The 11,396-nt window shown below is 58.7% G+C and carries 12 protein-coding genes; 8 read left to right on the plus strand and 4 right to left on the minus strand.

What is annotated here, in order from left to right; translation table 11 throughout:
• Positions 1 to 70: 70 nt before the first annotated feature.
• From IB245_RS02390 to IB245_RS02400, 3 genes are all read left to right on the plus strand, one after another.
• The gene (locus IB245_RS02390) at positions 71 to 1,816 is read left to right on the plus strand and encodes a L,D-transpeptidase family protein (protein WP_192226323.1); all 1,746 of its coding nucleotides are present in this window, start codon (positions 71 to 73) and stop codon (positions 1,814 to 1,816) included.
• Positions 1,817 to 1,951: 135 nt separating this feature from the next.
• Positions 1,952 to 2,743, plus strand: coding sequence for a lipopolysaccharide biosynthesis protein (locus tag IB245_RS02395; RefSeq protein ID WP_192226581.1), 792 nt, complete (start codon positions 1,952 to 1,954; stop codon positions 2,741 to 2,743).
• A gap of 126 nt (positions 2,744 to 2,869) precedes the next feature.
• Entirely contained in the window at positions 2,870 to 3,265 is a 396-nt protein-coding gene (locus tag IB245_RS02400) for a hypothetical protein (RefSeq protein WP_008037667.1), read from the plus strand.
• 51 nt (positions 3,266 to 3,316) lie between these two features.
• On the opposite strand, the gene IB245_RS02405 is transcribed toward IB245_RS02400, so the two are convergent.
• Positions 3,317 to 4,159 (minus strand): LysR substrate-binding domain-containing protein, encoded by an 843-nt coding sequence (locus tag IB245_RS02405; protein ID WP_192226325.1) that lies wholly within the window; start codon positions 4,157 to 4,159, stop codon positions 3,317 to 3,319.
• 107 nt (positions 4,160 to 4,266) lie between these two features.
• Between IB245_RS02405 and IB245_RS02410 the strand changes: the two genes are divergently transcribed.
• The 3 genes from IB245_RS02410 (at position 4,267) to IB245_RS02420 (ending at position 7,415) form a co-directional block, all read left to right on the plus strand.
• Entirely contained in the window at positions 4,267 to 4,971 is a 705-nt protein-coding gene (locus tag IB245_RS02410; RefSeq protein WP_192226327.1) for a haloacid dehalogenase type II, read from the plus strand.
• Between the two features lie 16 nt (positions 4,972 to 4,987).
• Positions 4,988 to 5,779 carry an aldolase gene (locus tag IB245_RS02415; protein ID WP_192226329.1) on the plus strand — a complete coding sequence of 264 codons (792 nt, stop codon included), beginning with the start codon at positions 4,988 to 4,990 and terminating at the stop codon, positions 5,777 to 5,779.
• 64 nt (positions 5,780 to 5,843) lie between these two features.
• Positions 5,844 to 7,415: a GGDEF domain-containing protein gene (locus IB245_RS02420; RefSeq protein ID WP_008037663.1), complete on the plus strand. Its 1,572-nt coding sequence runs from the start codon at positions 5,844 to 5,846 to the stop codon at positions 7,413 to 7,415.
• A gap of 30 nt (positions 7,416 to 7,445) precedes the next feature.
• On the opposite strand, the gene IB245_RS02425 is transcribed toward IB245_RS02420, so the two are convergent.
• Positions 7,446 to 8,033 carry a GNAT family N-acetyltransferase gene (locus IB245_RS02425; protein WP_192226331.1) on the minus strand — a complete coding sequence of 196 codons (588 nt, stop codon included), beginning with the start codon at positions 8,031 to 8,033 and terminating at the stop codon, positions 7,446 to 7,448.
• Between the two features lie 133 nt (positions 8,034 to 8,166).
• Here IB245_RS02425 and IB245_RS02430 point away from each other — a divergent pair, with 133 nt between their 5' ends.
• Positions 8,167 to 8,994, plus strand: coding sequence for an arylamine N-acetyltransferase family protein (locus IB245_RS02430; RefSeq protein WP_192226332.1), 828 nt, complete (start codon positions 8,167 to 8,169; stop codon positions 8,992 to 8,994).
• Position 8,995: 1 nt separating this feature from the next.
• On the opposite strand, the gene IB245_RS02435 is transcribed toward IB245_RS02430, so the two are convergent.
• Both IB245_RS02435 and IB245_RS02440 read right to left on the minus strand, forming a co-directional pair.
• Positions 8,996 to 9,328 carry a BrnA antitoxin family protein gene (locus tag IB245_RS02435; RefSeq protein ID WP_008037660.1) on the minus strand — a complete coding sequence of 111 codons (333 nt, stop codon included), beginning with the start codon at positions 9,326 to 9,328 and terminating at the stop codon, positions 8,996 to 8,998.
• Positions 9,329 to 9,331: 3 nt separating this feature from the next.
• On the minus strand, positions 9,332 to 9,613 hold the full coding sequence (locus tag IB245_RS02440; protein ID WP_008037659.1) for a BrnT family toxin: 282 nt from the start codon (positions 9,611 to 9,613) through the stop codon (positions 9,332 to 9,334).
• Positions 9,614 to 9,869: 256 nt separating this feature from the next.
• Between IB245_RS02440 and IB245_RS02445 the strand changes: the two genes are divergently transcribed.
• Positions 9,870 to 11,387, plus strand: a complete 1,518-nt coding sequence (locus tag IB245_RS02445) for a nucleobase:cation symporter-2 family protein (protein ID WP_192226334.1) — start codon at positions 9,870 to 9,872, stop codon at positions 11,385 to 11,387.
• The last annotated feature ends 9 nt before the right edge of the window (positions 11,388 to 11,396 follow it).

Here is an 11,396-nt window from a genome sequence, read left to right on the forward strand (position 1 = left end):
ATCATGATTGTTTCGAGTCTAGCAGCGAGAGCGCGGCTAGCCGGTGAATGCGGGAGATTAAGGATTATCCATGGGGCAGTTAACAAGGTTATTCGTCATAAGCCGTGTATTTTTTATGGGCTTTCTGATCAGCGGTGCAGCGATTGCGCAAACTTCGCCGATTGAGCAGTCATCTCCACCTATCAGCGCCAATGAGGCTGCAGCGGATGACATCGTCGGTCAGGCCATTCAAGGCATGCTGGCGCCGTTGGCTTCGGCGTTTCCGCCGCTGCTCACATCCCCCAGGCATCAACGGGTAGACGTCAACCGTGTTGTCATGGATTTCTATATGCATCGCAGCTATCGCGCAGCGTGGACACAAGACAGTGATGTCACCCAGTTGCTGAAAAGCCTGGGCAACACGCAAGTGGATGGTCTGGAGCCGGCAGATTTTCATATTGATGAATTGGCCAAGGCACGAGCGTCGATGCAAACCCCGGCACAGCGGGCGAGTTTCGATGTCGTCGCCACGCGCACATTCATCGCCGCGCTCCTGCAATTGCGGCGCGGCAAAGTCGACCCTTCGCGCCTGGACATGCATTGGAATTTCGACCCGGTCGGCGTCGATCCGCGTGAAGACGTGAACACCTTCTTCGCCGCCCTCGACAGCCATGACGTCGCCCGGGCATTCGCTCAAGCGCCACCGCAAGAAGCGGTTTATGGCAGCTTGCGCATGGGTTTGGCGCAACTGCGCAAGGTCCGGGATGCGGGTGGCTGGCCGAAGGTTGCCGAAGACAAGTCGCTCAAGCCCGGTATGGACGAACCTGCGGTCGCGCAGCTGCGAGCCCGTTTGGCGGCGGGTGGTTATCTGGCCCCACAGTTGAAACCACGTAGTGACTACGACGCTGTCGTCACCGCGGCGGTCAAAAAGTATCAAGCCGAACAATACCTGGGCGCGGACGGTGTCGCCGGGGCGGCGACGCTCGCGGCGTTGAATGTGTCGGTTGAGGCGCGGATCGACCAGGTTCGGGTGAACATGGAGCGTGCGCGTTGGTTGCTGTACAAACTTCAGGGCACTTTTGTCATCGTTGACATAGCTGGTTACAAAGTTGCGCTCTACCGCGACGGCAAGCCGATCTGGCGTTCTCGTGTGCAAGTCGGCAAACCATTTCGCAGTACGCCGGTGTTCCAGTCAGAGATTACTTACGTCACGTTCAACCCTACCTGGACCGTGCCCCCGACCATTCTGGTCAAGGACATGCTGCCCAAGATTCAGAAAAATCCCGGCTACCTTGCCGCCAACCGAATCAAGCCCATTGACCGTGAAGGGAACTTGCTCGACCCATCGACGGTCGATTGGTCCAACCCGCGCGGCGTTACGCTGCGACAGGATGCCGGGCCGGACAACTCGCTGGGCCAGGTCGTGATCCGGTTTCCCAATGAATACGCGATTTATCTGCACGACACGCCGCATCGCGAGTTGTTTGCTCAATCTCGCCGCGCCACCAGTTCAGGCTGCATCCGGGTCGAGAACCCGCTGCAGTTGGTGGAGCTGTTGTTCAACGATCCGGTGCATTGGAACAGCGCCGGGATCCAGGCGCAGTTGGCCAACGGCAAGACCGAAAACATCCGGCTTCCCGTCAAGGTGCCAGTGCTGTTGGCTTACTGGACGGTGGACCTGAGTAATGATGGTCGCGTGATGTTCAAGCCCGATGTCTACGGGTACGACTCTGCGGTTCTGCGGGGATTGAATCTGCGTTCGGAACTGCCTGCTCCGCAATGGCAGCAGGCAGGACTGCCTGCGCTGGCGGCCGGGCAAAAAAGCACTGGCGAATAGCAGGGAGCTGCAGTTGCAGAGGTCGGCTCCTGTTCATTCGGCGAGGCCAGTCCGCAGCGGCTGCAGCGACGCGGTTTGCGCCATGGTTGAAAACTACCACAATGAAAAAGACCCAAAGGAACAGGGACAGTGAAGATGGATGTTGTGCCAGAAAACACGGTACCCATTGCAGGTTTGCCTCGTGTGCATGACCTCGATGAGTGCCGCAACATTCAAAAAGGACCGGTGTTCATCATTGCCTCGGGAGCAACCGCCAAGGATTTTCCGCTGGAGAACTACGCAGACATTCCGATGATCACCATGAACGGGGCCATCTCGAAGTTCATCGGTACCGATATCAAGCCGTTCTTTTATGCCTGCACCGACATTGCCTTTTACCGGGAACAGCCCGAATTGCTGGCGGCGGGGATGCACCTCAGTGAGCGGGTTGCCGTGTGGGAAGAGCACATCCGGCGTTCGGCCGTCATGCCCGAAGGGGACCTGTACCTGCTGACCAAGGCGCCCAAACTTTCCTGGAGTGACCTGGTCTTCAGGGGTGATAAGGAACTCATCAGAAGTCGCAGGCTTGGAAACGGTCGCAACAGAACCCTGGGGTTCAGCAAGAACCTCAAACGCGGCTTTTTTGATGCGCGCACGGTGGCCTATCTGGCGCTGCAAATTGCCTACCACGCAGGTTTTAACAAGGTGTTTCTGGTGGGTGTCGACTTGAATCAGTCAGTGCGGCGTTTTTATGAAGAAGATGATGCCGACGCGTCACCGTGCATGCTCGATCAGCATTTTTTTACGAGAATTCTGCCCTCGTTCAAGATCCTGTCGAAGTACGTCGTGAATGATGATTTTCAGGTTTACAACTTGTCCGGTTCTTCAAGGATTCCTGGCGAACTTATTCCCCGGGTGACGTTGGATGAAGTCGACAGGATGCTCTAAGGATTGTCTGTGCTTCATGTATGTGGGTGCTCTTGAGGCACCCGTTTTTTTGCGCGGGCTTCAACCGGCGTCACCTAAGCTTTGAGGTATCGGAAATTCCTCCGGTGCTTGCAAGGAAGGTGTGGCATGACTTCATTAAAGTTCGGCGCGTCCATCCTGTTGGTCTGCCTGGCAGGCTGCGTAACCAGCAGCCATTACGAACCACCACCGGTGCCTGCGTCCGCGGTGACGCTGGATGATCAGCAAATCACCAGCACATTGGTGGGCAAGAAGTTCTATGGCACCACCAGGGAAGGTAGCCACCCTTACTCAATGAGTTTCGCCTCGAATGGAGTAGAAATCTTCGAAATGGCACCGAACAAACCGGAGAAGGAAAAATGGACGTTGAAAGATGGAGTTGTGTGTATTGAGCCGAAAGATTACCCAACCGAATGCGGCCAGTTGAAGACGGCCAATAACGAGTACTGGTTTGTCGATCCGAAGAGCGGCAGAGTTAATGCCCACTTGAAACTTACGCCTTGAGGCCGGGTTTCGCGCACGAATGGGCGTTTATTGTGCGCCCATTTTTCAGGCTCATGCCTTGCCCAGCTCTTCCTGCAAAAACGCCACCAAGGCACGTTGCAATCCAGTCAACGCGCCTTCCCGGCTGATCAGCGCCAATTCGGTCGGCGGCAGTTCGGGCAGATCGCTGCACACGTGGTGCTCGGGCAACACCGCCGAAGCGGGCAGCACCGACACGCCCAGCCCGGAGGCCACCGCCGCCTGAATACCCGTCAGGCTGTGGCTGCCAAACGCAACGCGCCAGGGCCGCTGCGCCACATCCAGCAGACGGATCGCCCGTTGCCGATAAATGCAGCCCTGTGGGAACAGGGCCAAGGGCAATACCCCGTTGGCCGAGTCGACCCCCGCACCCTTGACCCATACCAGCGTTTCCGGCCACGCCGCCCAGCAGGGGCCGCTGTCCGGTTCGCGTTTGACCAAGGCAATATCGAGGGTGCCCGCCGCGAGTTTTTGCTTGAGATCGGTGCTCATGCCGCTGACGGTTTCCAGGCGCGCTTCAGGCCTGGCCCGGTTGAAGCCGGCAAGGATCACGGCCATGCGCCGGGCATCGAAATCTTCCGGTACGCCGATGCGCAGGATTTCCAGGTCGAGGTCGCTGGCCAAGGCTTCCACCGCCTCCGAGGACAGGGCCAGCAAGCGCCGAGCGTAGTGAATCAGCATCTCGCCATGCTCGGTCACGCTGATGTTCTGCCCGGTTCGGTCACGCAACAGCAGCGCATGCCCGACCAGTTCTTCGAGTTTGCGCACCTGTTGGCTTACGGTGGATTGGGTCCGGTGCACGCGTTCGGCGGCGCGGGTGAAGCTGCCTTCGTCCGCCACGCAAACGAAGGTCTTGAGCAATTCGAGATCGAGCATGGCGGCCTCTTGATATTCGATTTGTCACTGACAGATCGTTATTAATTTAATTTCACACTATCACTGATCGCTCTTAACCTGAAGATCACCCTTCAGAGGAAACGAACATGACACTCACAATCACCCCGCGCCCCGAGTGGCTGACCTTCGATTGCTACGGCACGTTGATTCAGTGGGATGAGGGCTTGAAAGCCGTGGTGGCGGACATCTTGCGCGACAAGGGGGATCACAGCGTTGATGTCGATCGTCTGATCGAGGTGTACGACCGGCATGAGCACCGGCTGGAACAGATGCCGCCGCATCGCTCGTTCCGCGAGTTGAGCACTAGCGGATTGCATCTCGCCCTGGAAGAACTGGCGTTGGTGAGTGCCCCCGAAGACAGTCTGCGCCTGGCCGCGGCGATCCCGCGGATGCCGCCGTTTCCGGAAGTGATCGAGACGCTCGCCCGGCTCAAGGCGATGGGCTTCAAGCTGTGCATTGTGTCCAACACCGATGACGACATCATCGCCGGCAACGTTGCGCAACTGGGCGGGCACATCGATCGGGTCATCACGGCGCAGCAGGCCGGTGCTTACAAGCCGGATCCGCGACTGTTCGACTACGCTCACGAGCAGCTGGGCGTGACACGTGATCAAGTGGTGCACATCTGCGCCAGCCCGACGCTGGACCACACCGCCGCGCGGGACATGCACTTTCGCTGCGTGTGGGTCGATCGCGGCACCGGTCGGCAATTGCTGCCGGACTACCAGCCCGATGTGACAGTAAACACGCTGGATCAAGTCGTGCCCTTGTTCAAATCCCTTGGCTGGTAAACCCGGAGTCATTGCCATGGCACACACCCTTGCAGGCGGTTCCCGTCCCACCCGTTACACCGAGCTGAATCTGGATTCGCAGGCGGCCATCACCGCGCGCACGGAGCTGGCAGCGTGCTTCCAGCTCGCGGCACTGCACGGTCTGGAGGAGGGGATCTGCAACCACTTTTCCGCGATGGTGCCGGGCCGGGATGATCTGTTTTTTGTGAACCCCTACGGTTATGCCTTCGAAGAAGTCAGCGCTGAAAATCTTCTGGTCTGCGACTTTCACGGCAATGTCGTGGCCGGCGAAGGGCAGCCTGAAGCGACCGCGTTTTACATTCACGCCCGCCTGCACCAACAGCTGCCAAGGGTGAAAGTGGCGTTCCATACGCACATGCCTCACGCCACGGCGTTATGTTTGCTGCAAGGCCCACCGCTGTTGTGGCTGGGGCAGACGGCTCTGAAATTTTATGGTCGCACGGCGGTGGACGAGGACTACAACGGCCTGGCCCTCGATGAATCCGAAGGCGACCGGATCGCCAGTGTCATGGGCAATGCCGACATTCTGTTTCTGAAAAACCACGGTGTGATTGTTGCCGGACCGACCATTGCCGAGGCGTGGGACGATCTGTATTACCTCGAACGTGCCGCCCAGGTGCAACTGATGGCGATGGCGACCCAGCGCGATCTCAAGCCTGTGCCCGAGCCGATTGCCCGGCGCGCCTACGAACAAATGCGCCTGGGGGATGCCGAAAGCGCGCGGGCGCATTTGCACAGTGCGATGCGCAGACTGTCCAAAGGACGATTGCCCCTCACTATGGCGTAGACTAAGCTCGCAAAATATAAGGGTTTTGGGCCTTCGCCCATGCCTTACCCTTGCAGGATGAGCTTTGCCTAATCTCCAAAACGACCCGCACATCGCCACTGGCGTTGCTTTGAAACGGTTACCGCTGCGCAAGGCAGCGATGCTGTTCATTGCTGTGGTGTGCCTGTGCCTGTGCGGTTTGCTTTACCTGCAACTGGAGCAATCGCGCCGGCACGATCTGGCCGTGGCCGAAGTGGCGTCATCGAACCTGACGCGAGCCATGGCGCAGCAGGCCGAAGACACCTTCATGAAAGCCGACCTGGTGTTGACCAGTCTGGTTGACTGGATTCAGGCTGACGGCTACGGTCCGCCGCAGCGCCCACGTCTTCAGAAAACATTCGCCCAGCGGGTGCAGGCGCTGAATCAATTGCACGGGATCTTGCTGTTTGACCAGAAGGGCCAGTGGATCGTGACCTCTTTTGCGGATCTGCCGCGTGGTCGAGGCGTGGCGGACCGCGAATACTTTATGTATCACCAGCAGAACGTATCGTCCGTGGCGCACATCGGACCGGCCATTCGCAGTCGTGAGAATGGCGAGTGGATCATTCCGGTCTCCAAGCGCATCAACGATAAAAACGGCCATTTCCAGGGCGTGTTGCTGGCCGGCATCAAGATGTCCTACTTCGACCAGTTCTTCAAAAGCTTCAGTCTTGATGACAATGGCTCGATGTTTTTGGGGCTGACCGACGGGACGTTGCTGGCGCGCCGGCCGTTTGTCGAAGCGCAGATTGGCTCGTCGTTGGCCAATGGCGAGATCTTTCAGACGTTGCTGCCCAACGCGCCCTCCGGCAATGCAACGTTCCGTTCGGTGGTCGACGGCACCGTGCGGTTGTATGGCTACCGACAGCTCGACGCCTATCCGCTGGTGGTGTCGGCGGCATCGTCCAGGGATTCGATTCTCAAGGGTTGGTACGACACCGCGTTTCGATCCAGCGTCATTGTTGCCCTTGTCGTGCTGGGCATTGGCTTGTTCGGCTGGGTGTTCGTGCGCCAGGTTCGCCTCGGCGAGCAGGTCGAGGCGGATCTGCGCAAGGCCAAGGAGGCGCTGAAGCTCATCGCGACCCACGACAGCCTGACCGGCCTGGCCAATCGCCGACTGTTCGAGCAGGCGCTGGACATCGAGTTCGGCCGTGGCATCCGTCAGTCGAGTTCATTGAGCCTGATCATGCTCGATATCGATTACTTCAAGCGCTACAACGACGCTTATGGCCACGTGGCGGGGGACCATTGCCTGGCGCAAGTGGCACGGGCGGTGAAGAGTTGCTGCCATCGAAAAGCCGATCTGGCGGTGCGGTACGGTGGTGAGGAGTTCGCAGTGTTGCTGCCGGATACCGATATTCACGGTGCGATGGTCATTGCAGAGCATATCCGTCGCGCCGTCATGGCCAAAAACATCAGCCACAGCGGTTCGCCCAACGGTTTCGTCACGGTCAGCCTTGGCTGCTATTCGTTTGTGCCCACGCGGCTGGACAGCACCGAAGTGTTCATCGGGCGTGCGGACGCCGCCTTGTATCAGGCCAAGCATTCAGGGCGAAACCGTTCGGCGGTGCTGTCCATCGACGGCGGGATCGAGGAGTTGATGCGCTCGGATCGTTGAGGCGACTCAGGCGCGAGCGGTCTGTGCGGATTAGCGAAGGCTGTAATCGGCAAGTTTTTGTTCGAGCCGCTGACGCACCATCGGCCATTCATCATCGATGATGCTGAACCGCACCGAGTTGCGCTTGCGTCCGTCCGGCATGATCCGTTCGTGACGCACGATGCCTTCCTGTTGCGCGCCGAGCCTGAGGATTGCGTTGCGCGACTTCTGATTGTTCTCGTCGGTGGTGAACTGCACCCGCACGCAGTCCAGCACGTCGAAGGCGTACCGCAGCATCAGGTATTTGGCTTCGGTGTTGACGAAGGTTTTTTGCCAGCGGGCCGAGATCCAGCTGCTGCCGATTTCGAGCTTGCGATTGAGCCGGTCGATTTTCCAGAAGCGCGTCGAGCCGATGACCTCGCCGGTGTCCTTGAGCACGATGACGTAAGGCAGAACAGTGCCTGCATCCCGGCCGTCGAGGGCTTTTTTCAGGTAGCTGTGCACCGTGGTCGGGGAGGGCACGACGGTGACAGTCAGGTTCCACAGTTCGCCATCTTCGGCGGCGTGTACCAGCGCATTGGCATCGGCGTATTGCAGTGGGCGCAGGCAGATTCTGTTGCCTTCCAGCGGTGTTTCCATGATGTCGGTTTTCTCGGTTGATTTTTCGGTCGTGTGGCGATTGGCGAAATCAATTGTCGGTCGTACCGTTTTATCCCTTATACATGGCGGCCATCGGCGCAGAGACCTGCGGCCACTGCATAAGGATCGAGCAATGAGCGAGCCACGCCTGAGCAATCTTGCGTTGTACCTGCAACGCCTGGGCTTCGATGCGCCACCGGCGCCGACCCTGGACACCCTGCGTCAACTGCAACTGCGTCACACCGGCGCATTCCCGTTTGAAAACCTCACCACGCTGTCAGGCGAGCCAGTGCTCATCGATCTGCCGTCCATCGAGCAAAAAGTCCTGCACGATGGTCGTGGTGGTTACTGCTACGAACTCAACAATCTGTTTCTGGCGCTGCTTCAGGCGCTGGGCTTCAACGCTCGTGGTATCTCCGGCCGAGTGGTCATGGGCCAACCCGAAGGCGCGTGGACGGCGCGGACACACCGTTTGAGCCTGGTCATCCTGGATGACGTGCGCTACATCACCGATGTCGGCTTCGGCGGCATGGTGCCTACGGCACCGCTGCTGCTCGATACCCATGCCGAACAGCGCACGCCCCACGAACCCTATCGCATCGAGCAACATGCCGATGGCTACACCTTGCGCGCCAACGTTGCGGGTGAGTGGCGGGCGATGTACATCTTCGACCTGCAACGGCAGGAAGACATCGATTTCGCCGTCGGCAACTGGTACGTCTCGACCCACCCCGAATCGTCTTTTGCCAGGCAACTGATGGTGGCGCGAACGGGAGAAGGCTGGCGGCGCACGCTCAACAATGGCAGTTTTGCGATTCACCGGATGGGCGGCGAGAGCGAACGCCTGCAGGTGACGGATGTGGATGAGCTGGTCGGATTGCTGGGGCGCGAGTTCGGGATTCGGGTGCCGGAGCATGCAACGCTCAAACAAGTGCTTGCGCGGTTGATCGTGGCGGCGTAGCTCAAGGCTTCATCACGCGATGAATTTCACTGAGCACCTCCGATAGTTTTTTCTCCAGGCTTTTTAGCTCAGCGGCCGTTATCCCTTCTTTGAAATGTCCGGCATTTACAACAGCGGTGTTCGGGATGGTCGCTGCGCTCTTGCTTCCATCGTCGAGCAAGGCCTTGCGCAAGGTGTTGTTGATTACCGTCTGATAACCGAAACCTTCGCTCTCGGCAGCGAGGCGCGCCGCGTCTAACACGACATCGTCGAGCATGATGGTAATGCGGGTTTTGCCTTTGCTCGAGGCAACCGCTCCGCGTTTGGCGTTGCTGAAATCGTATTCGTCTTTCATGGTTCAAGCCTCCAGATATCGGCGCCGTTCATTTTTGGTAGCGACGCGCGCGGAAATGATTCGAACGAAATTCGGCTCGCGCCAGGTGTACGCAACGACCAACAATCGACCTTTGGCATCCAGCCCCATGATGATCCACCGCTGTTCATCGTGATGGTTGTCCTCCAGCGAGAGGGCTCTCTCGTCATAAAACACGGCCTCGGTCTCCGCGAGGCTGATCCCTTGGTGCTTTAATTTGTTAGCTGCGTTCTTTGCCTTGTGAAACTGAATCTCGAATGACTTCATTATGCATACTTTATATGTATAAGCGAGAGGCGTCCGTGCCGGCGGTCGCTTGGAATGCCAAAGACTAGCGGGCGGGGAAGAAGGCGCAGGAAGGATGTATTTCAAATGTTTTTTTGGAGGGGGAAACAGCGCAGGGAAAGGACTGCATGGACACATGTCCATAATCTGACTGATGAGTTGTATACAACTCTATAGACATTTGTCCTGAGTCTTGCATACAGTGTGCGCATAACAAAAACCAGGGAACCCCCCAACCATGAAAACGCCCCATGTTTCACACCAACGGCCTGAGGACGAAAACCTCGGTGTCGGCGCGAATATGGCTTACGGCCTGCAACACGTTCTGACCATGTACGGCGGCATTGTCGCGGTGCCTTTGATCATCGGCCAGGCGGCCGGGCTCTCGCCGGCGGACATCGGTTTGTTGATTGCTGCTTCATTGTTTGCGGGGGGCTTGGCAACATTGCTGCAGACCCTCGGTTTACCGTTTTTCGGTTGTCAGTTGCCGCTGGTGCAGGGCGTGTCCTTCTCGGGCGTCGCGACGATGGTGGCGATTGTCAGCAGTGGCGGGGAGGGCGGGTTTCAGTCGATTCTGGGGGCGGTGATTGCCGCGTCGTTGATCGGTTTACTGATCACGCCGGTGTTCTCGCGAATCACCAAGTTCTTCCCGCCGCTGGTGACGGGCATCGTGATCACCACCATCGGCCTGACGCTGATGCCGGTGGCCGCGCGCTGGGCCATGGGTGGCAACAGCCATGCGCCGGATTTCGGCAGCATGGCGAACATTGGCCTGGCGGCGGTAACGCTGGTGCTGGTGTTGTTGCTGAGCAAGATCGGCAGCGCGACCATCTCCCGGTTGTCGATTCTGCTGGCCATGGTCATCGGCACGCTCATCGCGGTATTCCTCGGCATGGCGGACTTCTCGTCCGTCACCCAGGGCCCGATGTTCGGCTTCCCTACGCCATTCCACTTCGGCATGCCGACCTTCCACTTCGCTGCGATCCTGTCGATGTGCATCGTGGTCATGGTGACGCTGGTCGAAACCTCGGCGGACATCCTCGCGGTTGGTGAAATCATCGACACCAAAGTCGACTCCAAGCGCCTGGGCAACGGTCTGCGCGCCGACATGCTGTCGAGCATGATCGCGCCGATCTTCGGTTCTTTCACCCAAAGTGCGTTCGCCCAGAACGTCGGGCTGGTGGCGGTGACCGGGATCAAGAGCCGTTTCGTGGTGGCCACCGGCGGCTTGTTTCTGGTGATCCTCGGCCTGCTGCCCTTCATGGGGCGGGTCATCGCAGCGGTGCCGACCTCCGTGCTCGGCGGCGCCGGGATCGTGCTGTTCGGCACCGTGGCGGCCAGCGGAATTCGCACGCTGTCCAAGGTCGACTACCGCAACAACGTCAATCTGATCATCGTCGCCACGTCCATCGGTTTCGGCATGATCCCCATTGCCGCGCCGAACTTTTACGACCACTTCCCAAGCTGGTTCGCCACGATCTTCCACTCGGGCATCAGCTCCTCGGCAATCATGGCCATCGTGCTGAACCTGGCCTTCAACCACCTCACTGCCGGCAACTCGGATCAGCAGTCGGTGTTTGCTGCCGGTACTGAGCGAGTCCTGCGCTATCAGGATCTGGCCGCGTTGCGCGAAGGGGATTACTTCAGCGAAGGCAAGTTGCATGACTGCGACGGGAAGGAAATCCCGGTGATAGAGACGGATCATGGGCATGGCGAGCCGAAGGCGGTGCATGTCAAAAGCAGTGAACATGTCTGAATGAAAAAG

Origin of the sequence: Pseudomonas sp. PDM02 (assembly GCF_014852285.1) — a bacterium.
Classification (GTDB): Bacteria; Pseudomonadota; Gammaproteobacteria; order Pseudomonadales; family Pseudomonadaceae; genus Aquipseudomonas; species Aquipseudomonas migulae.

Coding starts and splice junctions, on each gene's coding strand:
- IB245_RS02400 (WP_008037667.1), top strand. CDS start 2,870: ATGACTTCATTAAAGTTCGGCGCGTCCATCCTGTTGGTCTGCCTGGCA.
- IB245_RS02405 (WP_192226325.1), bottom strand. CDS start 4,159: ATGCTCGATCTCGAATTGCTCAAGACCTTCGTTTGCGTGGCGGACGAA.
- IB245_RS02390 (WP_192226323.1), top strand. CDS start 71: ATGGGGCAGTTAACAAGGTTATTCGTCATAAGCCGTGTATTTTTTATG.
- IB245_RS02440 (WP_008037659.1), bottom strand. CDS start 9,613: ATGAAGTCATTCGAGATTCAGTTTCACAAGGCAAAGAACGCAGCTAAC.
- IB245_RS02410 (WP_192226327.1), top strand. CDS start 4,267: ATGACACTCACAATCACCCCGCGCCCCGAGTGGCTGACCTTCGATTGC.
- IB245_RS02445 (WP_192226334.1), top strand. CDS start 9,870: ATGAAAACGCCCCATGTTTCACACCAACGGCCTGAGGACGAAAACCTC.
- IB245_RS02430 (WP_192226332.1), top strand. CDS start 8,167: ATGAGCGAGCCACGCCTGAGCAATCTTGCGTTGTACCTGCAACGCCTG.
- IB245_RS02395 (WP_192226581.1), top strand. CDS start 1,952: ATGGATGTTGTGCCAGAAAACACGGTACCCATTGCAGGTTTGCCTCGT.
- IB245_RS02415 (WP_192226329.1), top strand. CDS start 4,988: ATGGCACACACCCTTGCAGGCGGTTCCCGTCCCACCCGTTACACCGAG.
- IB245_RS02425 (WP_192226331.1), bottom strand. CDS start 8,033: ATGGAAACACCGCTGGAAGGCAACAGAATCTGCCTGCGCCCACTGCAA.
- IB245_RS02435 (WP_008037660.1), bottom strand. CDS start 9,328: ATGAAAGACGAATACGATTTCAGCAACGCCAAACGCGGAGCGGTTGCC.